This window comes from Curtobacterium sp. MCJR17_043 (assembly GCF_003224315.2).
In the GTDB taxonomy this organism is placed as follows: Bacteria; Actinomycetota; Actinomycetes; order Actinomycetales; family Microbacteriaceae; genus Curtobacterium.
The window spans coordinates 1284716-1306670 of the sequence record NZ_CP126259.1; the positions used below are offsets into that span (position 1 = coordinate 1284716).

Sequence of the window (21955 nt, forward strand, 5' to 3'; positions counted from 1 at the left end):
CAGTTCGCCCCCCGGAGACGACCCTGCCGCGAACCTCGAGACCGTCCGCGCCGCCGCCGTCGACGCGGTCGCGCGCGGCGCCCGCCTCCTGGTCACGCCCGAGTACACCTCGTACTTCACCGCCGACATCGACGACCGCTTCGTCGCGGCCGCGCAGCCGCTCCACGGCTCGTTCGTCACGGGCCTCCGTCGGATCGCGCGGAGCACCGGCATCGCACTCGTCGTCGGCGTCGCCGAGGCGGGGGGAGACCCCGGGTCGGTTCCGCAACACGCTCGTCGCGATCGGTGCGGACGGCTCGGTCCTCGAGACCTACCGGAAGGTGCACCTGTACGACGCGTTCGGTTCCCGGGAGTCCGACCGCATCGAGGCCGGCGACCCCGCGCAGCTGCCCGTCGTGGAGGTCGACGGCGTCCGGGTCGGGCTCGAGACCTGCTACGACCTGCGGTTCCCCGAGGTGACGCGACGTCTCGCCGCGACGGACACCGGGGCCGCGGACGTCGTCGTGCTGCCGGCCGAGTGGGTCCGCGGTCCGGGCAAGGAGCACCACTGGCGGACCCTGCTCACGGCGCGCGCCGTCGAGAACACCGTGTGGGTGCTCGGGGTCGGTCAGGCGCCCCCCGGTCGGGATCGGGGCGTCGGTGGCGCTCGACCCGACGGGCACCGCGGTCGCAGCGCTCGGCGCGGAGCCGGGGCTCCTCGTGGTGACGGTGGACACCGCGGTCACGGACCGTGTGCGGGCGGTGAACCCGTCGCTGTCCCTCGGTCGTTACGCGGTGGTCCCGCGGGACTGAGCGAGCCCGGCCAGCCGTGACACGGCCTCCTCGAGGACCGACCGGCGCTTGCAGAACGCGAACCGGATGAGCGACCGGTACCCATCGACGTGGTCGGGCCGGACGAAGGCGGACACCGGCACCCCCCACGACGCCGACGAGCCGCGGGAGCTCGAGGCAGAGCGCGCGGGCGTCGTCGTGTCCGAGCGGAGCGGCGTCCGCGATGACGAAGTAGCCGGCGTCCGGGCGCAGCACCCCGAACCCGGCGGCGGCCAGACCGGTGGCGAGGAGCTCCTGCTTCGCCCCGAGGTCGGCGGCGATCCCGGCGAACACCGTGTCGGGCAGGCGGAGCCCGGTCGCGATCGCCGGCTGGAAGGGTGCCCCGTTGACGAAGGTCAGGTACTGCTTGACGGTCGTGATCGCCTCGACCAGCGCTGCCGGGGCCGTGAGCCAGCCGATCTTCCAGCCCGTCGTGTTGAAGGTCTTCCCGGCGCTGGAGATCGACACCGTGCGGTCCCGCGCTCCGGGCAACGACGCCGGCGGCACGTGGGTGCCGGCGAACGCCAGGTGCTCGTAGACCTCGTCGGTGACGATCACGGCGTCGTGGCGCTCCGCGAGCTCGACCACGGTGCGGAGCACCTCGATCGGCAGCACCCGACCCGTCGGGTTGTGCGGGGTGTTCACGAGGACCACGCGCGTCCGGTCGGAGAACGCGGCGCGGAGGTCCGCCTCGTCCGGCAGGAAGTCCGGCGCCCGGAGCGGGACCGTGACGTGCTCCGCGCCGGCGAGTCGGATGAGCGCGCCGTACGCGTCGTAGAACGGCTCGAAGGTGACGACCTCGTCACCGGGCTCGACCAGCGCCAGGAGGGTCGCGGCCAGGGCCTCGGTGGCACCGGCGGTGACGAGGACCTCCCGGTCGGGGTCGACGTCGATCCCGTACCAGCGCGCCTGGTGCTCGGCGACGGCGGCACGGAGGTCCGGGGTCCCGCGGCCGGGCGGGTACTGGTTGGCACCGTCCCGGATCGCACGGACGGCCGCGTCGAGGACCTCTGCGGGCCCGTCCTCGTCCGGGAAGCCCTGTCCCAGGTTGACGGCGCCGGTCGCTGCGGCGAGGGCGCTCATCTCCGCGAAGACGGTCGGCGCCGGCACCCGGTCGGGGCCCAGCAGCATCGCTCCCTCGGCGGCTCGGAGCCACGGACCGGTCTGCCGCATGCGCGACCCCTCTCACCCTCGGGGCACCGGCCGGGAGGCTCGGCGCGCGTCGGACCCCAACCTAGCCTCCGCCCGGCAGTCGCCTCCGGTGGTCGCCTCCGGCGGACATCTGCGGGTCGAGCACACAGCCGACGCATACGATCGGCTTGGTCAGCTCGCAGCTGCGCCATCAGGACCGCCCAGGTCGGTGGAGAAGACTGCAGGAGCTTTGGAAGGAGCACGTCCAGCATGAGCGACACACACCACGGACACGGCGACGACGACCGTCGCGACGAGACCACCGGTCCGCACGAGTCGAACGGGACCCGCCACGGGCACCACGACGCCGACGACACGGACGTGGTGGGGACGACTCCGGCGCAGGAGACCGAGCAGTTCGCTGCCGCCTCCGATTACACGGACCGGTACACCGCCCCGTACCCGACGGCCGACGCAGGGTCCGCGGATGCGGCACCGACCGCCGAGTACGGCCAGTACGGCCAGTACGCGCAGCAGGGTCAGTACGGCCAGGGCGGGCAGTACGGCTCGGATCAGTACGGCTCGGGCCCGCACGGCTCGGGCCAGTACGGGAGCGGCCAGTCCGGCAGCGCGCAGTACGGGCAGGACCAGTACGGCACGGCCCAGTACGGGCAGGGCCAGTACGGCACCGCCCAGTACGGGCAGGGCCAGTACGGCGAGCACGACACGTCCGGCGACACCCGGTACGGCCAGCAGGACCAGTACGGCCAGGGGCAGTACGCCCAGGGCCAGTACGGCCAGCAGGGTGAGTACGGCCAGGACGCTCCCCGGTACGGCGAGCACGTGAGCGACCACCACACGGCCTCCGGTGCGAGTGCGTTCGGTGCGGCAGCCGACCAGCGGCCGGAGAACGGCCACTACTTCACCGGCTCCCCGGCCGCCACGAGCACGACCCCGCGCGACCGCTCGGGTCGGAACCGTCTCGTGCTGCCGCTGGTCGCGGCCGCCGTGATCGCCGGTCTCGTCGGCGGCGGCGCCGGTTGGGCGGCGGGCGCAGCGTCGGACGGCGGCACGGTCGTCGGTGGCTCGGGCACCTCGCAGAGCGGTGGCAACCTCACCGTGAACGACTACGACTCCGCCACCGTCGTGACCGCGGTCGCCGCCAAGGCCACCCCGTCGGTCGTCACGATCAACGTCTCCGCGAGCAGCGAGGCAGGCACCGGTTCGGGTGTCGTGCTGAACAAGGAGGGCTACATCGTCACGAACACCCACGTGGTGACGCTCGACGGCGACAGCGCGAACGGCACCATCTCGGTGACGACCTCGAACGGCAAGGTCTACAAGGGCACGCTCGTCGGCACCGACCCGACGGTCGACCTGGCGGTCATCAAGATCGACGCGCCCGACCTCACGCCGATCGACTTCGCCGACTCGTCGAAGCTCAACGTCGGCGACACCGCGGTCGCGATCGGTGCGCCGCTCGGCCTGTCGAACACCGTCACCGACGGCATCGTCTCCACGCTGAACCGCAGCATCCAGGTCACCTCGAGCGACCCGAACGCCGGCGGCGACACGAACGAGGGCCAGGGCAACAACGGCAACGGCCCGTTCGACTTCTGGGGCAACGGCGACAACGGCAGCAGCTCCGGAGCCAGCACGACCGTCTCGCTCCCCGTGATCCAGACCGACGCGTCGATCAACCCCGGCAACTCGGGTGGCGCGCTGCTCGACGACAAGGGCGCGCTCATCGGCATCAACGTCGCGATCGCCAGCGCCGGCAGTTCGGACTCGTCCAGCTCGCAGGCCGGCAGCATCGGCGTCGGCTTCTCGATCCCGTCGAACCTGGTCAAGCGCGTCGCGACCGAGATCGTCGAGAACGGCAAGGCCACCCACGGTCTGCTCGGCGCCTCCGTCGGCGACGCGACCGAGGACGCGAGCGCCACGCAGGTGGGCGCACTGATCAAGGACGTCACCTCGGGTGGCGCGGCGGCCGACGCCGGGCTCCAGAAGGGCGACGTCGTGACGAAGCTCGGTGACGCCTCCATCGCGGACGCCACCGACCTCACCGCGCAGGTCCGCTTCTACGCCGGCGGTGCGACGACCGAGATCACCTACGTCCGCAACGGGGAGACCCGCACGGCGAACGTCAAGCTCGGCACGTACGACAGCTCGAACTGACCCGGGACGCTCCGGACGGGAGGCTCCCCCACCAGCTGGTGGGGGAGCCTCCCGTGCGTCCGCCGGGGCGCGGCGGGGCGCGGCCAGGTGGCCGCCCCGGGTGCTTGATAGGCTCGGGTCCGCTCTGCGGAGACGGCCCCGGCGGGCCGTGCCGCGCCCGCCGGACCCCGAGGATCACATGCAGCACGACGGACAGGCCCTGCCGGGTGTCTCCTACGTCATGCCCGTCCTCAACGAGGTCACCGAGGTCCGCGCGGCGGTGGGCAGTCTGCTCGAGCAGGACTACCAGGGGCCGTTCGAGGTCATCCTGGCCCTCGGCCCCTCGATCGACGGCACGAACGAGCTCGTCGCCGAGATGAGCGCCGCGGACCCGCGGATCCGCGCGGTCGAGAACGCGGTCGGCTCCACGCCGGCCGGGCTGAACGTCGCGATCCGGGCCTCCGAGCACCCGATCGTCGTCCGGGTCGACGCCCACAGCGTCCTGCCGCGGGACTACACGCGGATCGCCGTGCGGACCCTGCAGGAGTCCGGCGCGGACAACGTCGGCGGCATCATGCGCGCCGAGGGCCGCACCCCCTTCGAGAAGGCCGTCGCCCTGGCGTACGGCAGTCGCGTCGGCCTCGGCGGCACCCCGCACCACGTCGGCGGGCAGGCCGGACCGGCCGAGACGGCGTACCTCGGGGTGTTCCGACGGGAGCGGCTGTTCGCCGTCGGGCTCTTCGACGAGGGCATCAAGCGCGGGCAGGACTGGGAGCTCAACCGGCGCCTGCGCACCACCGGCGGCACGGTCTGGTTCACCCCCGAGCTCGTCGTCACCTACCGGCCCCGGCCGAGCCTCCGCCGTCTCGTCCGCCAGTTCGTCGCGACCGGGCTGTGGCGCGGTGAACTCGCCCGACGCTTCCCCCGCCGGCAACGGCCTGCGCTACTTCGTCCCGCCGGCGATGGTCGTCGCCGTCGCGCTCGGCCTGGTCGCCGGGCTCGTCGGTGTGGTCGGAGCGTTGCTCGGCAGTCCCGTCGCCTGGGCGACGGTCGGCTTCGTGGTCCCGGCGGTCTACCTCCTCTTCGTCGTCGTCGGCGCCCTCGCGGTGTCACGACGGTCGGACCCGGCGACACGGGCGTGGCTGCTCGTCGTCCTGCCGTGCATCCACGTCGGCTGGGGCGTCGGCTTCATCATCGGGTTCCTCACCCGGACCTCCGATCTGACCACGCACACGGGACGGTGACCGACATGGCCGACGACGACCGCGGGAACGGCGGCCTGCCGGGTCCCTCCGACAGCCGCGGGTTCGCACGCCCCACCTCGATCGCGGAACTCCGAGCCGTCGCCCAGCCGGACGAGGTCCGCGCCCGGGCGAACGCGGAGCACTGGACGGCCTCGCTGTACCTGCGGGACATCTCGCCGTACCTGACCTCGGTGCTGCTCCGGACCCGGGTCAGCGCGAACCAGGTCACCGGCCTGATGATCCTGGTCGGCTGGTCGACGGCGGCCGCACTCCTCATCCCGGGCATCTGGGGCGCGCTGCTCGCCCTCGTGCTCGGGCAGCTGCAGATGCTCGTCGACTGCTCCGACGGCGAGGTCGCGCGCTGGCGGGGCACACGGTCCCCGGCCGGCATCTTCCTCGACAAGGTCGGGCACTACACGACCGAGGGACTCATCCCGATCGCGCTCGGCGTCCGCGCGGCGACATGGCCGATCGAGGGCGTCGACTGGATGTGGACGACGATCGGCTGCGCGCTCGGCCTGGTCATCGTCCTCAACAAGGCGCTCAACGACATGGTGCACGTCGCCCGTGCCCACGGCGGCATGGAGAAGCTCGCCGACCGCCGCGACGGGGTGACGGTGCCGTCCGGTGCCCGCCTCGCGACGCTGCGTCGGGTGGCGCGGTTCCTGCCGTTCCACCGTCTGTACCACTCGGTCGAGCTGACGATCATCACGTTCGTGGTCGCGCTCGTCGCCCTCGTCGTCGGGCACCCGCTGGCCGACCGGGTCCTGGTCGGGGCACTCCTGCCGCTCGCGGTCCTCGCGACGGCCGGGCACTTCCTCGCCATCATCTCGTCGAAGCGGGTCCGCGCGTGATGCCGGGGACCGATCGGCGTCGCGCGGTCCCGCACCGCGAGCGGCCACGGGTCGCCGTGGTCAGCCTGACGCAGGGGACCCGGCCGGAGCACCTCCGCCGTGGCCTGGACAGCGTGCTCGCGCAGCAGGACGTCGACCTCGACGTCGTGTGCGTCGGGAACGGGTGGGAACCGGTGGACCTGCCGGACGGGGTCCGGGCGCTGGCACTGCCGGAGAACCTCGGGATCCCCGCCGGTCGGAACGCCGGGGCCGCGGCGGTCGACGGCGACTACGTGTTCTTCCTCGACGACGACGCCTCGGTGCCGTCGCCGACGTTCCTGCGGGACGCGATCGCGCTCTTCGAGCGGGACCCCTCGCTCGGGCTCGTGCAGCCGCGGGTCGTCGACCCGAGCGGCGCCGCGAACCCTCGACGCTGGGTGCCGCGCATCCGCAAGGGCGACCCGGAGCAGAGCTCTCCGGTGTTCTCGGTCTGGGAGGGCGCCGTCGTCCTGCCGATGGACGTCTGGCGCGCCGTCGGAGGCTGGGGCGCGGAGTACTTCTACGCGCACGAGGGGATCGAGCTCGCGTGGCGGGTCTGGGACGCCGGTCGTCGCACCTGGTACGCGGGGGGAGCTCGTCGCGAACCACCCCGCGATCGACCCCGCTCGGCACCGTGAGTACGTGCGCCTGAACGCCCGGAACCGGGTCTGGCTCGCCCGTCGGAACCTGCCCGCCGTCCTCCGGCCGCTGTACGTCGGCAGTTGGGCCGCCATCCAGGTCCTGCGCTGGTGGCGCTCCCCGCGGCGCCTCACCACCTGGTTCGCCGGCGTCGCCGAGGGGTGGCGCGCGGACTGCGGGCCGGTCCGGGTGATGGGATGGTTGACGATCGGCCGGATGACGCTCGCGGGTCGACCGCCCGTCGTCTGAGCCCCGGCCCGCTCCGGACTCGCCCGACCCCGACACGACCACCATCCACCGACCGACCACCACGCAGGAGCAGAGCATGGCCATCGTCAAGGACGCCCGTACCGCGATCCGTCTCGTGGCCCGCCTGCTGCGGTCGCGGAAGGTCCGCACGCAGCTGGCCCGTCGCCTGCCCTCGGTCCCGCGGCCCGCACCGGGGTCGGTCGAGGTCGCCGTGTACTTCGCCGACGGTCCCGTGAACATGTACCAGATCCGGCAGTGGTACGGCCCCCTGGCGGAGCTGGCGCGGCACCGCGGGGTCGCGATCATCTCGCGGAGCCCCGGCGCGATGCTCACGCTGCTCGACGAGTCGCCGGTCCCGGTCGTCTACGCCCGGCAGGTCGTGGACCTCGAGCGGTTCGTCGCCGAGCAGGCCCCGAAGACCGTGCTCTACGTCAACCAGAACGCCCGCAACTTCCAGATGATGCGGTACGGGCGCATGTGGCACGTCTTCGTGAACCACGGCGAGAGCGACAAGATGTACATGACGACGAACCAGTTCAAGGCGTACGACTACGCCCTGATCGCCGGTGACGCCGCCCGGGACCGACTCGCCGACGCGCTGTGGGACTACGACCTGGACGCCCGGACCATCGCCATCGGGCGTCCGCAGGCCGACCACTTCGTGGGGGGAGCCGCCCTACCCGTCCGACGACCGCACCGTGGTGTTGTACGCCCCGACGTGGGAGGGTGACCGCGGCGCCGCTGCCTACGGGTCCATCGCGAGTCACGGGACGACGATCGCGGACCGCGTGCTCGCGTCGCCGCAGCACCGGCTCGTGTACCGCCCGCACCCGCGGAGCGGCGTGGTCGACCCCGCATACAAGGCCGCGCACGAGCGGATCGTCGCTGCGATCGCGGCCGCCAACGCCGCCGACCCGTCGGCGCACCACGTGTACGACGACGGGCCGACGCTCGGCTGGCAGCTCGCGGACGCCGACGTCGCGATCACCGACATCAGCGCGATGATCTACGACCGCCTGGCCGTGGGGAAGCCGTTGCTCGTGACCCGACCCGTGTCCGCCGACGCCGAAGTGGACGAGCGCGGGTACCTGTCCGACGCCGACTGGCTGCGCGCGGACGACGCCGGGGACGTCATCGCCCGTGTGGAGCGCGCCGCGAACGACGCCGAGCAGCTCGCGCGACTCCGCCACTGGGTGCACCGGTACTTCGGCGACACGACGCCGGGCACGGCGACCGCGCGCTTCCACGCGGCCGTCGACCGCCTCGTCGCCCACTGGCACGAGGTCGCCGCCGCCCGGTCCGGTTCCTGACCGGTCCGGGCGGCGGCGGCCTCAGGGCGCGAGCCCGGGACCGGCGAGGGACATCCGCCACAGGTACTCGGACCGGTCCGGACGGCGCCACCGCACGATGACGACGCCGGTCTCCTCCGGTCCTGCGCCGAAGACGGCGAGGGACAGCCCCCGACCGGGCTCGAGCCGACGGACGACGAGCGGCGGGGAGTAGCCCGTCCCGAGGTGCGTCAGGTCGATGCCGTCGAGGGTCTCGGTACTGGTGTTGATGATCTCGTACCGCCGTGGGGCGGCCGATCGGTCGACGGTGAACGGTACTGGGTACGCGGTGGTGGGGTGGTGCATGGGCAGCACGATAGGGGTGGGGTCCGACGCCGGGGCCCCGTCAGCCCGCCGGACGACCGGGGGGCTGTGGAGCGCGGTGCGGGAGGCCCCGGTTGTGCAGGAGTGGCCTCAGGCCCCGTGGTCCGCGTTGTACCGGTCGAGGGCCTCGCCGATGGGCCCGTCGAACTGCAGCCGGCCCTTGTCCAGGTACAGCCCGCGGTCGCAGAACCGGCGCAGGTCCTTGTCGCTGTGGGAGACGAAGAACAGCGTCCGCCCGCCCGCCAGGAGCTCCTCGATGCGCTTGTAGCACTTCTCGCGGAAGGCCTTGTCGCCGACCGCCAGGACCTCGTCGACCAGGATCACCGGTTCGTCCAGCCGCGAGATGACCGCGAAGGCGATCCGGACCTTCATGCCGCTGGAGAGGTGCTTGTACGGGGTGTCGACGAAGTCGCCGATCTCGGCGAACGCGATGACCTCGTCGAACGCGGCCCGGATCTCGGCGCGGGACATCCCGTGCAGACCCGCCGTCAGGTAGACGTTGTCGCGGACGGTGAGGTCCCCGACGAACCCACCGGTGATCTCGATGAGCGGCGCGACGCCGGCCCCGACGTGCACACGGCCCTCGTCCGGGAGCATGACCTGCGCCACGAGCTTCAGCAGTGTCGACTTGCCCTGCCCGTTCCGACCCACCACGCCGATCGCCTCGCCCGGGCGCACGTCGAACGAGACGTTCCGCAGCGCCCAGAACTCGTCGGCCTTGCGTCGCCGCTGCCCGCGTCCGAACAGGTCCTTGAAGCTCCGACTCGCCCGCCGGTTCCGCTTGAACCGGATGCCGGCGTCGGTGACGGAGATCACCGGGGCGGTCGTGCTCGCGGTGACGGTCGGTTCGGTGGTGGCCATCACAGCTCCTTGAGGACGCGGTGCTCGCTGCGGCGGAAGACGACGAGCCCGACGGCCAGGACGACGGCCGTGACCACGACCGAGGCGAGCACCTCGACCCAGTCGAGCTGGCCCGGGAAGAACGCCGAGCGGTAGATCCCGAAGATGCCGCTGAGCGGGTTGATCGCGGCCAGGTCGTGCAACGCCGGGGGGGAGGGCCTGCGTGCCGTAGATGATCGGGGACGCGTAGAACATGAAGCGGAGCACGAGCTTCACCGCACGCTCGAGATCGCGGAAGAACACCACGAGCGGGGCCACGATGAGCCCGAGGCCGTAGACCAGGGTGGCCTGCAGCACGATCGCGAGCGGCCAGAGCACGACCTGCCAGTGCAGGTGCGCCCCGGTCGCGAGCACGAACACGGCGAGCACCGGGATGCTCAGCAGGAACTCGATCGCCTTCGACGCGTCGATGCGCGCGACCCAGATGCTCCGCGGGATCGTCGTCGAGCGGATGAGCTTCGACTCCTTGATGAACGCGCGGGTGGAGTCCGAGACGCCGCCGGTGAACCACATCCAGGGCAGCAGGGCGGCGAGCAGGAACACGATGTACGGTTCCTCGCCCACCGAGCCGCGGTGGAAGACCTGCGTGAAGACGAACCAGTAGATCGCCGACATCACCAGCGGGTCGAGGATCGACCAGAAGTACCCGAGTGCGGACGTCGAGTACCGCACACGCAGGTCGCGGACGGTCAGCAGCCAGAGCGCCTGCCGGTACCGACGGCCGGCGCCCCGGGACCGCGACGGCGACGCCGCGACTGCCGTGGCGTGCGTGCGCGTTCCGCTCATGGGTTCCCTCCGGTCGGGACCACGCCGGAGGCAGGCGACGACCAGGGGGGTCCTGACGACGGTCAGGCGAACAGGTCGTTCGCGCGCTCGAGGTCCTCGGCGAAGTCGATCTCGACCGCGTACAGGTCCGAGATGTCGATCGGCGTCCAGCGTAGCCCGTCCTCGGCGATGGCAGCTTCGATGCCGCCCTCGAAGTACTCCTGGTCGTCGACCCGGCCGAGCTGGCGCACCAGGGCCTGCTTGTCGGCCGCGGAGACGTAGTTGATGCCGACTGCCTCACCCAGACCACCGACGACCTTCTTGGAGAGCTTCGCGATGAAGCCCTCGGCGTCGACCGTGTACTTGACCTCTTCGTCGGAGACCTTCTCGGTGTTGACGCTGACGAACGAGCGGCCCTCGTCGATCATGTCGGCGGCACGCACGAGCGCCATCGGGTCGAAGACGACGTCGCCGTTCATCCAGAGGACGCCGCTCTTGCCGGTCGCCTTGAGGGCACGCAGCAGGCTCTTCGAGGTGTTCGTGGAGTCGTAGGACTCGTTGTAGACGAAGTTCGCCTCCGGGAAGGCCTCGACGATGTACTCCGACTTGTAGCCGACGACGATGGTCACCCGGGCGCTCGACCCGAAGGCGGCACGGATGTTGTCGAACTGCTGCTGCATGATGGTGCGGCCGTCGCTGAGCTCGGTGAGCGGCTTCGGCAGGCTGCGCCCGAGGCGGCTGCCCATCCCCGCTGCGAGGATGACGATCTGCGTGGTCATGCTTGTCCCTTCCGGTGTCCACCGGCGCCGCTGTGCGGGAGCTGCCCCGGCAGGGCGCGCCCCGTCCGGCGCTGGGTGGACTCTTCGAGTCTGCTCGCTGCCGGTTCGGGTTCGCCGAGAATCTGCGCGATCCGGAGCGACACGCGCTCCGACCGGCGGACGCTCCGCGCGGCGCGGGCAGGTTTCCGAGTGGTGAACACTGCGTCGTGTCCCGGTGAATGATACGGAACCAGGCCGCGTCGGGGTACGGCTCACCGGGCATCGTGTTCATTTCGTGACCCTGCCGGACGCGGCTCCCCGACCGGTCGGAACCGTTGGTACGGTTGGGCTCGTGTCGGCAGGAACAACGGGAGACGACGACGTGTACAGCACGTCGGACGCCACATGGACGGCCGATCAGGATGACGACGACGCGACCGCTGCCCCGGGGCCGGGCAGGCGCGACCACGACGACACGGGGGGACACGGGCGCACACGACGCGTCCGCGGGTGACGACATGACGGACGAGACGACCGGCAGCGCGGTGCGGGCAGGGGACGGCGCGGAAGCCAGCGGCGCTGGTGCGGCCGCCGCCACGAGCACGCCCGCGCCGCGACCGACGAAGAAGGGCAAGAAGCGGTCCGGACGGGCGACACGCCCGCAGGGTTCGGCCGCGTCCCGACCCGTCGACGAGCGCGTCGAGCCCGAGGACGGGCGGGCCGACCAGGAGGCCCGGGACGGTTCCGGCTCGTCCGGTGCGCCCGACCGGGCAGCGCGGACGACGAAGCGCCCCCTCACCCCGGCAGAACGTGCCGCAGCAGCCCGTCGTGCTCCGCGCCGACGGCCTCGTGAAGCGGTACGGACAGACGCTCGCGGCGGACGACGTCGACCTCGAGATCCGCAAGGGCTCGATCTTCGGCGTGGTCGGGCCGAACGGTGCGGGGAAGACGACGACCCTGTCGATCCTGACGGGCCTGCTCCGCCCCGACGCCGGCACCGTCACCGTCCTCGACCACGACGTGTGGGCCGACCCGACCGCGGCGAAGCGGGCGATGGGCGTCCTGCCCGACCGGCTCCGGCTCTTCGACCGCCTGACCGGCGCGCAGATGCTGTTCTACTCGGCGACGCTCCGGGGGCTCGACGGCGCGACCGCTCGCAGCCGCAGCGCCGACCTGGCCGCGGCGTTCGGTCTCGGCGACGCGCTCGGCCGCCCGGTCGCCGACTACTCGGTCGGCATGGCGAAGAAGATCGCCCTCGCCGCCACCCTCATCCACTCGCCGCGCGTGCTCGTGCTCGACGAACCGTTCGAGTCCGTCGACCCGGTCAGCGCGACGACCATCACCGACATCCTCCGCCGCTACACCGCGGGGGGGCGGCACCGTCGTGCTCTCCAGCCACTCGATGGAACTGGTCCAGCGCACCTGCGACTCCGTGGCGATCATCGTCGGCGGGAAGGTCTTGGCCGCCGGCACCATGGCGCAGGTCCGCGGGCGTCGCAGCCTCGAGGACACCTTCGTCGAACTCGCCGGAGGCCGCCCCGTCACGGAGAGCATGGAATGGTTGCACAGCTTCTCCGGCTGAGGGCCGACCTGCTCGCGGGCGAGGTCCGCGGGGGGAGCCCGACGGTCCGTGGCCGTGGTGGTCGGCAGCCTCGTCGCACTCGTCGTCGCCGTCTGGGTCGCGTCCGTCTTCGGAGGCCTCCGCGGAGCGGACCCCGCGGCCGCCCGCGCAGTCGTGGTCCTGGTCGGGGCCGCCGTCGCCGTCGGGTGCACCTTCGTGTCCCTCGCCGTCGGGGTCGCGGACCCGCTCGACCCGCGACGCTTCCTCGTGCACGGCATCTCCCGCCGGGACCTCGCCGTCGGACTCGGCCTGGCCGGACTCCTCGGCGTCCCGGTGCTCGCGGTGGCGGTGCTCGCCGTCGGCCAGGTGGTGACGTGGAGCCGTGAGGTCGGGCCGGCGCTCCTCGGGGTCCTCGCCGCGGTCCTGGTCATCGCGACGAACGCCCTGCTCATCCGGGTCGGCAGCACCGTCGGCGCCTGGCTCTTCGCCGCGCACCGCGCCCGGGACGCCGCCTGGTTCGTGACGTTCGTCGTGGTCGTGCTGTCGGTCCCGACGGTCCCGCTGCTGCTCCGCCCGGCGTGGGTCGAACCCGCCGGCCCGGAACTGCAGCGCATCGCGGACGTCGCCGGCTGGACGCCGTGGGGAGCGGCGTGGGCCGTCCCCGCGGACGCCGCGAACGGAGACGTGGGGTCGGCCGCCGGCAAGCTGCTGGTCGCGCTCGTCGTCGTCGGGCTGCTCGCCCTCGCGTGGTGGGCCCTCGTCGGGCGGCTGCTCGTCACGGTCCAGGGCCGGAGCCGGAGCCGGCACTACCGCACCCTCGGCTGGTTCGACCGGCTCGGTGCCACCCCGTTCGGCGCGGTCGCCGCCCGGGCGCTGACGTACTGGGGACGGGACCCGCGCTACCGGAGCTCGTACCTCATCCTGGTGTTCGTGCCGCTCGTGGTGGTGCCGCTCGGCGTGGCCGGTGTGCCGTGGGCGTGGACCGCGCTCGCGCCGCTGCCGCTCATGGCGCTCATCGCCGGGTTCCTGCCGCACAACGACGTCTCGTACGACAACACGGCCGTCTGGCTGCACGTCGCCTCGGGTGCCCCGGGGTGGACCGACCGCCTCGGGCGTCTCGTGCCGCTCATCGTCGTCGGTGTCCCGCTGCTCGTCCTCGGTGCCGCGGTGTCGGCTCGGCTGTACGGGGACCCGGACGCGTTCCCGCTGCTCGTCGGTGTCTCGGCGAGTGCGCTGCTCGGCGGGCTCGGCCTGTCGAGCGTCGTGTCGGTGGCTCTGGCCTACCCGACGGTCCGACCGGGCGACCACCCCTTCCACCAGCCCCAGGCGGCGGGTGCCACGGCGACGGTCGCACAGACGCTGATGGTCCTCGGCACGCTGGCCTGCATGGTCCCGGCCGGGTGGTCGGCGGTCCACGTCCTGCTCGACGGCGGCGACCCGTGGCCGGCGATGTGGATCGGCGCGGGCGTCGGCCTGGCGGTGCTCGTGCTCGGGGTCGTCGTCGGCGGCGCGGTGTTCGACCGACGCGGCCCGGACCTCCTGGCCGCCGCGCAGCGGAACTGACCGTCCGCAGGGCCCTCGACGAGACCGGAGGGCAGCGCGTCCGCGGACGGCGACGTACGCTGGTGTCATGAGCACGACGGAACCCGGTGGTGGCGGCCTCGACGTGATGGACCGCGAACTCGAGAAGCTCCTGGAAGAGGAGGCGATCGAGCCCGGCGACCACGAGCGGTTCTCGCACTACGTCAAGAAGGACAAGATCCTCGAGTCCGCCCTGACCGGCAAGGCCGTCAAGGCGCTCTGCGGCAAGAAGTGGATCCCGGGCCGCGACCCGGAGAAGTTCCCGGTCTGCCCGGACTGCAAGGCCATCTACGAGAAGATGAAGTCCGAGTAGGACCCCCGCCGCCCGGCACCCGCGCGCTCAGATGACGAGCGTCGGGATGGCCGGATCGCCGCGACCGATGCGCTCGGCGTCCGCCGGTAGCTCGGCCTTCGCGCGCTTGTGGTGCGCCCGGGCCGCCTCGACCCCGGCGGCGCCGAGGAACGCGGGGTCGACCTCACCGGAGGTCACCACGGGGACGAGCAGGTCCCGCTCGTCCGGTCCGACGGATCCGGAGGTCAGCACGACCTCGGCGGTCGCGATCCCGTTGCGCAGGCGACGGCCGGCCTCCTTGCGGCCGCCCGTGGACGCCTTGTCGGCCGACTTCTTCGCCACCGGGACCCACTCGCCCGCGGGGGGAGTGGTGCGCGACGAGCTTGAACACCATGCCTGCGGCTGGGTGCCCGGAGCCGGAGACGACGGACGTGCCGACGCCGTACGAGTCCACCGGGGCGGCCCGGAGCGCGGCGATCGTGTACTCGTCCAGGTCGTTCGTCACGGTGATCTTCGTGCTGGTCGCCCCGAGCCGGTCGAGTTGGGCGCGGACGCTCGCGACGACCGACGGCAGGTCGCCGCTGTCGATGCGGACGGCGCCGAGCTTGCCGTCCGTCAACCGGACGGCGGTGTCGACGGCGGCCTCGATGTCGTAGGTGTCGACGAGCAGCGTCGTGCCGGTGCCGAGCGCGTCGATCTGCGAGCGGAACGCAGCCTCCTCGGTGTCGTGCAGGAGCGTGAAGGCGTGCGCGGCCGTGCCCATCGTCGGGATGCCCCACGTCCGCCCGGCCTCCAGGTTGCTCGTCGCGCCGAAGCCCGCGATGTAGGCGGCACGGGCGGCGGCCACGGCGTTCCACTCGCCGGTGCGGCGGGAGCCCATCTCGGCGAGCGGGCGTCGGTCGGCGGCGGACACCATCCGGGCGGCTGCGGAGGCGATGGCCGAGTCGGCGTTGAACACGCTCAGCGCGAGCGTCTCGAGCATCACGGCCTCGGCGAAGGTGCCCTCGATCTGCAGCACGGGGGGAGTTCGGGAAGAACACCTCGCCCTCGCGGTATGCGCGGACGTCCCCCCCTGAAGCGGTAGTCGGCGAGCCAGCGCGCCGTGCCCTCGTCGATGACGCGGCGGTCCCGGAGGAAGCCGATCTCCTCGTCGCCGAAGCGGAACTCGGTGAGCTGGGTGAGGAAGCGCCCGAGTCCGGCCGCGACGCCGTACCGGCGCCCGTCCGGCAGGCGGCGGGCGAACACCTCGAAGACGCAGCGGCGGTCGGCGGTGCCGTCCTTCAACGCGGCGTCGACCATGGTGAGTTCGTACTGGTCGGTCAGGAGCGCGGTGGTCACGCGTCCGACCCTACCCAGCGGGCCCGCCGCCCGGCCAGGGACCGCCGGGAGGTCCGGTGCGCGTCCGCCCCGTCGGTGGCGTCGGTACGCTGGTCACCGTGACGGATGCACCGATCGGAGTCTTCGACAGCGGCGTCGGCGGGCTCACGGTGGCCCGGGCGATCATCGACCAGCTGCCCCGCGAGAGCGTCCGCTACGTCGGGGACACCCTGCACTCGCCGTACGGCCCGAAGCCGATCGCGGACGTCCGGCGGTACGCGCTGCAGGTGATGGACGACCTCGTCGACCAGGGCGTCAAGGCACTCGTCATCGCGTGCAACACCGCGTCCTCGGCGGTGCTCCGGGACGCCCGCGAACGGTACGAGCAGGCGACGGGCATCCCCGTCGTCGAGGTCATCCAGCCCGCGGCCCGCGCGGCCGTCAAGCAGACCCGCACCGGACGGATCGGGGTCATCGGCACGATCGGCACCATCGCGTCCCGCGCCTACGAGGACGCCTTCGCGGTCGCCTCCGACGTCACCCTCACCACGGCCGCGTGCCCGCGGTTCGTCGAGTTCGTCGAGGCGGGCGACACCTCGTCCGCCGAACTCCGCGAGGTCGCCGCCGGGTACCTCGCCCCGGTCCGGGACGCCGGCGTCGACACCCTCGTCCTCGGCTGCACGCACTACCCGCTCATGTCGGCCGCGATCCAGTACGTGATGGGGCCGGACGTCACGCTCGTCTCCAGCGCCGAGGAGACCGCGAGCGACGTCTACCGCCGCCTGGTCGAACACGGGCTCGAGCGCACGAGCACCGAGCCGCCGAGCCACTCGTTCGAGGCCACCGGTGCCGACCCCGACGGCTTCGTCCGGCTCGCCCGTCGCTTCCTCGGACCCGAGGTCGCCGCCGTCGGCCACCTCGAGACCGGCACCATCACGCTCCCACGCGCCCTGCGCTGACCTTGCCCGGCCCGCCACCCGGCGGGCGCGCGACCGACCGGACCACCCGCACCGAGCCTCCAGGCCGGACCGAGAGGAACACCATGAACGCCACCGACGGACCCGTCCGCATCGACGGTCGGACGACCACCGACCACCGCCCCGTGACGATCGAACGCGGCTGGAGCAGCCAGGCCGAGGGCAGCGCGCTCATCTCGTTCGGGAACACGAAGGTGCTCTGCACCGCCTCGTTCACGAACGGTGTCCCGCGCTGGATGGCCGGCAAGGGCACCGGCTGGGTCACCGCCGAGTACTCGATGCTCCCGCGGTCGACGAACGAACGCATGCAGCGCGAGTCGATCAAGGGCAAGGTCGGCGGCCGCACGCACGAGATCTCGCGACTGATCGGCCGGTCGCTCCGCGCGGTCGTCGACATGAAGGGCCTGGGCGAGAACACGCTCGTCCTCGACTGCGACGTGCTGCAGGCCGACGGCGGCACCCGCACGGCGTCGATCACCGGCGCGTACGTCGCGATGGCCGACGCGATCGAGTGGGGCCGGTCGAAGGGCTTCATCGGCAAGAAGGCGACGCCGCTGACGGACAGCGTGCAGGCGATCTCGGTCGGGATCGTCGGCGGGGTGCCGATGCTCGACCTGGCGTACGAGGAGGACTCGCGCGCCGACACCGACATGAACATCGTCACGACCGGGTCGGGGAAGTTCATCGAGGTGCAGGGCACGGCGGAGCACGCGCCGTTCGACCGCGAGGAGCTCGACGCGCTGCTCGACCTCGGACTCGCGGGCAACGCCTCGCTCGCGGCCGTCCAGCGCGAGGTGCTGGGGCTGTCCTCGTGACCGGCACGGTCGTCCTCGCGACGCACAACCAGGGCAAGGTCGTCGAGCTGCGGGAGATCCTCGGCGAGGCCCTCGGCGGGGTCGAGCTCGTCGCGTACGACGGCCCCGAGCCGGTCGAGGACGGGGACACCTACGCGGCGAACGCGCTCATCAAGGCCCGGGCGGCGGTCGCCCACACGGGGCTGCCCGCGCTCGCGGACGACTCGGGCATCGCGGTCGACGCGCTCGGGGGGTGCGCCGGGCATCCACTCCGCCCGGTACGCCGGCACCCGGGTGGACGCGGACAACATCGCACTGCTCCTGCAGAACCTGGAGGGCGTGGTCGAGCGGACCGCGGCCTTCGTCTGCGCCGCTGCGTTCGTGACGCCCTCCGGTACCGAGCACGTGTTCGAGGCGGTGTGGAACGGCGAGGTCGGCACCGAGCCCGTCGGCGACGGCGGCCACGGCTACGACCCGGTGTTCCGGCCGGACGACGCGGAGGGGTCGGCAGCGGAGTTGACCCGCGCCGAGAAGAACGCGCTGAGCCACCGGTCGAAGGCGTTCCGGGGCATCGCGCCCATCGTCCGCGAGTGGTTCGAGGGCGGAGAGCGGTAGCCGCTGGCGGTCGGCGCGGTGCCCGGTGCCCGGTGCCCGGTGCCCGGTTCCCGGTTCCCGGTGCCCGGTGCCGATCGGACGGGCACAACACGAACCGGCTCGAACCGCGGATCTCCGTGGTTCGAGCCGGTTCGTGTTGTGCTGGTCCAGCTCGCGCCGGCCTCGGTCGGGCCGGCGTCCGTCCATCGGGCCGGCGTCCGTCGGCCACCACGGCGGCTACGGCAGCGGGTCGGCCTGCTTCGCCTTGCGGGAGTTGCGGACGTACGTGATGACGGCGGGGACCACCGTGACGACGACGGCGGCGAGCAGGATCACGTCGATGTAGTTGCGCACGATGTACGCCACCGCGGGGATGTACCCGAGGAAGTACCCGAGGAACGTCACGCCGACCCCCCCAGATGACCGCCCCGACGGCGTTGTACAGCGAGTACTTCCGGTAGTTCATCCGGCCGACGCCCGCGGCGATCGGCGCGAAGGTCCGGACGACGGGGACGAAGCGGGCGAGGATCACCGCGAGGGCCCCGTACCGGTGGAAGAACGCGTTCGTCCGGTCGACGTTCGCCTTCGAGAACAGACCGCTGTCCTTGCGCTCGAAGATGGGCGGTCCGGCCTTCTTGCCGATGTAGTACCCGAGCTCGCCGCCGATGAACGCGGCGGCGCCGATCATGAGCGCGACGACCCAGATCGGGATGCCGCCGATCTGCCCGTGGCGGTCGAAGGCGAACAGGCCCGTGATGACGAGCAGGCTGTCCCCGGGGAAGATGAACCCGACCAGCAGGCCCGTCTCGGCGAAGATGATGGCGCAGACGACGAGCACGGCGAACGCCCCGAAGTGGTCGAGGATGTACTGCGGATCCAGCCAGGGGATCAGGGCGAGTGCGACGGAGTCCATGGTTCTTCCGGTCGGCGGACGAGGGCGGATGGCACCCGCCGGACCGAGGGTACCGTGCGGGCATGTCCTGGCCATCCGTCGTCAGGCTGACGTCGATCGACGAACGCCGGCTTCCGGACCGGGACCGTCGGTCCCTCGTCACCCGGTGCGGAAGGAGGGACTCGAACCCTCACGCCGAAGCACAGGAACCTAAATCCTGCGTGTCTACCGATTCCACCACTCCCGCTGGCCGCACCAGTGTACGCAGGAGGGCCCGTGGCGGAGCCGCAGTGGGTCACCCGCCGGCCGGCCGGCCACCCGCGGCGGGACACCGCCGGGGCGGCGCCGCTCAGCGCAGCGTGCGGGGCAGGTAGCGCGGCACGTAGCGGAGCAGGACGCCGGCACCGACGAGCCCGAGCACGCCCATCACCCCGCTCGCGACCGCGATCGTCGCGACCGCGGTGACACCCGAGATGACGAGCGGGGCTGCCGCGGAGCCGACGTCCCCGGTGAACCGCCACGCCCCGAGGAACGGTGCCGGACGGTCGGCGGGCGCGAGGTCGGCACCGAGCGTCATGAGGATGCCGGAGCCGACGCCGTTCGCGAGCGACATCGCCATCGCCACCGCGACGAACCAACCGACCCGGGCGTCGAGGTGGTCGCTCCCGGCGAGCAGGAAGTAACAGACGCTCAGGCCGAGCATGCAGGGCAGGGCGCTCGCCAGCCGGCCCCACCGGTCCATGATCTGGCCGCTCGTGTAGAACAGCGCGAAGTCGACCGCCCCGGCGATGCCGATCACGAGCGCGGCCGCCGAGTCGTCGAGTCCGACGTTGACCGCCCAGAGCGGCAGGATCACCTGGCGGCCCGCCCGCATCGCGCCGATGAGCGCGGCACCGCTGCCGAGCCGGACGAGGACCCTGTGGTGCTGACGGAGGGTGCGGAACAGCCCCTCGGACTCCGCCTGCACGAACTGCTCGCCCTCGTGCTCCGCGGGCGCTGGCCGGGAGGCGCGGCGCGGCCACTGCAGGCCGCGCGCGCCCGTCGCCGGGTCGCGGATGACGAGGAGCACGACGGCCGCGCCGAGACAGCACACGACGTGCACCCAGAACGCGCTCTGCGTCGTCCCCGTGAGGTGCACGACGCCCGCGGCGAGGAACGGGCCGACGAAGTAGCCGAAGCGGAACACCCCGCCCAGGCTCGACAGCGCGCGGGCCCGGATCCGGAGCGGGATCGCGGTGGTCATGTAGGCGTGCCGGGCGAGCGCGAACACCGCCGTCGACAGGCCGACCAGGAAGACCCCGACCGCGAGCACGACCGGGTTCGGCGCTGCCGTGCAGACGAGCAGGCCGACGACCGACACGACCGCGGCGCCGATCATCGCGTTCCGTTCGCCGATCCGCGCGACGACGACCCCGGAGGGCACGTCGCCGATGAGCTCGCCGACGAGGATGAGGGACGCGACGAAGCCGGCGATCGCGAGGCTCGCCCCGAGGGAGTCCGCGGCGATCGGGATGATCGGGATGATCGCGCCCTCGCCGATCGCGAAGAGCGCCGCGGGCAGGAAGCCGGACAGCAGGACGCCACGGAGGTCGAAGCCGTCGTTCGGGGTGCTCGTCATCGTCGAGCAACGGTACGCCGGTGTCGGAGTTACCCTGGACGCATGCGTGTTCTGGCGGCGATGAGCGGTGGGGTCGACTCGGCGGTGGCCGCTGCCCGGGCGGTCGACGCCGGCCACGACGTCGTCGGCGTGCACCTCGCCCTGAGCCGGATGCCGGGCACCCTCCGGACCGGCAGTCGCGGCTGCTGCACCATCGAGGACTCGATGGACGCCCAGCGGGCCGCCGCCGCACTCGGCATCCCGTACTACGTGTGGGACTTCTCGGCGCGCTTCAAGGAGGACGTCGTCGACGACTTCGTGGCCGAGTACCAGGCGGGGCGCACCCCGAACCCGTGCATGCGGTGCAACGAGCGCATCAAGTTCGCCGCGCTGCTCGAGAAGGCCCTCGCCCTCGGCTTCGACGCGGTCTGCACCGGGCACTACGCCTCGATCGTCACCGGCGCCGACGGCTCGCGCGAGCTGCACCGCTCGGCGGCGTGGGCGAAGGACCAGTCGTACGTCCTCGGCGTGCTGACCGCCGAGCAGCTCCGGCACGCGATGTTCCCGCTGGGCGCCACCCCGTCCAAGGACGAGGTCCGGGCCGAGGCGGCGGCGCGCGGGCTGACGGTCGCGCAGAAGCCGGACTCCTACGACATCTGCTTCATCCCGGACGGCGACACCCGCGGCTGGCTGGCGGACCGTGTCGGCACCGCGCCCGGCGAGGTCGTGGAGCGCGACGGAACAGTGGTCGGCTCCCACGAGGGCGCCACCGGGTACACCGTCGGACAACGTCGCGGCCTCGCACTCGGCCGTCCCGCAGCCGACGGCAAGCCCCGCTTCGTGCTCGAGATCCGACCGAAGGACAACACCGTCGTGGTCGGCCCGAAGGAGGCCCTCGACGTCGCATCGCTCTCCGGCACCCGGTACACCTGGGCGGGATCGGCCCCGTCCGACCCGTCGACGCCGTTCCGGTGCGACGTGCAGATCCGCGCCCACGCCGACCCCGAGCCCGCGACCGCACGGGTCGAGGACGGCGCCCTCGTGATCGAGCCCGACGAGCCCCTGTCCGGCGTCGCACCGGGGCAGACCGCGGTCGTGTACGTCGGCACCCGGGTGCTCGGGCAGTGCACGATCGACACCACGGTGTCGGCCGCTCCCGTCCCCGCCTGATCC

The 21955-nt window shown here is 72.4% G+C and carries 13 protein-coding genes, 1 tRNA gene and 8 pseudogenes; 13 read left to right on the forward strand and 9 right to left on the reverse strand.

What is annotated here, in order from left to right:
- Positions 1–79: 79 nt before the first annotated feature.
- Positions 80–812 (forward strand): annotated as a pseudogene (locus DEJ15_RS06760) (nitrilase-related carbon-nitrogen hydrolase); the annotation flags it as partial.
- On the opposite strand, the pseudogene DEJ15_RS06765 reads toward DEJ15_RS06760, so the two are convergent.
- Positions 768–1983, reverse strand: a pseudogene (locus tag DEJ15_RS06765) (aminotransferase class I/II-fold pyridoxal phosphate-dependent enzyme). The pseudogenes DEJ15_RS06760 and DEJ15_RS06765 sit on opposite strands and share 45 nt — an antisense overlap.
- Positions 1984–2211: 228 nt before the next feature.
- On the opposite strand from DEJ15_RS06765, the gene DEJ15_RS06770 reads away from it, so the two are divergent.
- The 6 genes and pseudogenes from DEJ15_RS06770 (at position 2212) to DEJ15_RS18085 (ending at position 8412) form a co-directional block, all read left to right on the forward strand.
- Positions 2212–4119: a S1C family serine protease gene (locus DEJ15_RS06770; RefSeq protein ID WP_220032678.1), complete on the forward strand. Its 1908-nt coding sequence runs from the start codon at positions 2212–2214 to the stop codon at positions 4117–4119.
- 178 nt (positions 4120–4297) lie between these two features.
- Positions 4298–5342: pseudogene (locus tag DEJ15_RS06775) on the forward strand (glycosyltransferase family 2 protein).
- A 5-nt stretch (positions 5343–5347) separates the two neighbouring features.
- Positions 5348–6196, forward strand: a complete 849-nt coding sequence (locus DEJ15_RS06780) for a CDP-alcohol phosphatidyltransferase family protein (protein ID WP_110823999.1) — start codon at positions 5348–5350, stop codon at positions 6194–6196.
- Positions 6196–7102, forward strand: a pseudogene (locus DEJ15_RS06785) (glycosyltransferase family 2 protein). Before DEJ15_RS06780 ends, DEJ15_RS06785 begins: the two are co-directional and overlap by 1 nt.
- Positions 7103–7178: 76 nt before the next feature.
- Positions 7179–7832 (forward strand): hypothetical protein, encoded by a 654-nt coding sequence (locus DEJ15_RS18080; protein ID WP_349814839.1) that lies wholly within the window; start codon positions 7179–7181, stop codon positions 7830–7832.
- A complete protein-coding gene (locus DEJ15_RS18085) occupies positions 7801–8412 on the forward strand; it encodes a CDP-glycerol glycerophosphotransferase family protein (RefSeq protein WP_349814840.1) in 612 nt (203 codons plus the stop codon). The genes DEJ15_RS18080 and DEJ15_RS18085 overlap by 32 nt, the downstream gene beginning before the upstream one ends.
- A 21-nt stretch (positions 8413–8433) precedes the next feature.
- Here DEJ15_RS18085 and DEJ15_RS06795 read toward each other — a convergent pair whose 3' ends face one another.
- The 4 genes and pseudogenes from DEJ15_RS06795 to DEJ15_RS06810 all read right to left on the reverse strand — a co-directional run bounded on the left by DEJ15_RS06795 (position 8434) and on the right by DEJ15_RS06810 (position 11198).
- The gene (locus DEJ15_RS06795; RefSeq protein ID WP_110823709.1) at positions 8434–8736 is read right to left on the reverse strand and encodes a hypothetical protein; all 303 of its coding nucleotides are present in this window, start codon (positions 8734–8736) and stop codon (positions 8434–8436) included.
- 108 nt (positions 8737–8844) lie between these two features.
- Positions 8845–9615, reverse strand: a complete 771-nt coding sequence (locus tag DEJ15_RS06800) for an ABC transporter ATP-binding protein (RefSeq protein ID WP_110823710.1) — start codon at positions 9613–9615, stop codon at positions 8845–8847.
- Positions 9615–10440 (reverse strand): annotated as a pseudogene (locus DEJ15_RS06805) (ABC transporter permease). Before DEJ15_RS06805 ends, DEJ15_RS06800 begins: the two are co-directional and overlap by 1 nt.
- Positions 10441–10502: 62 nt before the next feature.
- Positions 10503–11198, reverse strand: a complete 696-nt coding sequence (locus tag DEJ15_RS06810) for a phosphocholine cytidylyltransferase family protein (protein WP_110823712.1) — start codon at positions 11196–11198, stop codon at positions 10503–10505.
- A 789-nt stretch (positions 11199–11987) separates the two neighbouring features.
- Between DEJ15_RS06810 and DEJ15_RS06815 the strand changes: the two genes are divergently transcribed.
- Positions 11988–13124 (forward strand): ABC transporter ATP-binding protein, encoded by a 1137-nt coding sequence (locus DEJ15_RS06815; protein ID WP_349814841.1) that lies wholly within the window; start codon positions 11988–11990, stop codon positions 13122–13124.
- Between the two features lie 1244 nt (positions 13125–14368).
- Positions 14369–14632 carry a DUF3039 domain-containing protein gene (locus DEJ15_RS06825; protein ID WP_110823714.1) on the forward strand — a complete coding sequence of 88 codons (264 nt, stop codon included), beginning with the start codon at positions 14369–14371 and terminating at the stop codon, positions 14630–14632.
- Between the two features lie 27 nt (positions 14633–14659).
- On the opposite strand, the pseudogene DEJ15_RS06835 reads toward DEJ15_RS06825, so the two are convergent.
- Positions 14660–15910: pseudogene (locus tag DEJ15_RS06835) on the reverse strand (nicotinate phosphoribosyltransferase).
- Between the two features lie 137 nt (positions 15911–16047).
- Between DEJ15_RS06835 and murI the strand changes: the two are divergent.
- The 3 genes and pseudogenes from murI (at position 16048) to rdgB (ending at position 18314) form a co-directional block, all read left to right on the forward strand.
- The gene (murI, locus tag DEJ15_RS06845; protein WP_110824001.1) at positions 16048–16887 is read left to right on the forward strand and encodes a glutamate racemase; all 840 of its coding nucleotides are present in this window, start codon (positions 16048–16050) and stop codon (positions 16885–16887) included.
- Positions 16888–16970: 83 nt separating this feature from the next.
- On the forward strand, positions 16971–17720 hold the full coding sequence (gene rph, locus DEJ15_RS06850) for a ribonuclease PH (protein WP_110823716.1): 750 nt from the start codon (positions 16971–16973) through the stop codon (positions 17718–17720).
- Positions 17717–18314: pseudogene (rdgB, locus tag DEJ15_RS06855) on the forward strand (RdgB/HAM1 family non-canonical purine NTP pyrophosphatase). The gene rph and the pseudogene rdgB overlap by 4 nt, the downstream one beginning before the upstream one ends.
- A 216-nt stretch (positions 18315–18530) precedes the next feature.
- On the opposite strand, the pseudogene DEJ15_RS06860 reads toward rdgB, so the two are convergent.
- The 3 genes and pseudogenes from DEJ15_RS06860 to DEJ15_RS06870 form a co-directional block, all read right to left on the reverse strand.
- Positions 18531–19206: pseudogene (locus tag DEJ15_RS06860) on the reverse strand (DedA family protein).
- A gap of 146 nt (positions 19207–19352) precedes the next feature.
- Positions 19353–19432, reverse strand: a tRNA-Leu gene (locus DEJ15_RS06865).
- A gap of 102 nt (positions 19433–19534) precedes the next feature.
- Complete coding sequence (locus tag DEJ15_RS06870; protein WP_110823719.1) at positions 19535–20803, reverse strand: MFS transporter; 1269 nt, start codon at positions 20801–20803, stop codon at positions 19535–19537.
- Between the two features lie 42 nt (positions 20804–20845).
- Between DEJ15_RS06870 and mnmA the strand changes: the two genes are divergently transcribed.
- Entirely contained in the window at positions 20846–21952 is a 1107-nt protein-coding gene (mnmA, locus tag DEJ15_RS06875; protein WP_110823720.1) for a tRNA 2-thiouridine(34) synthase MnmA, read from the forward strand.
- Positions 21953–21955 lie beyond the last annotated feature (3 nt).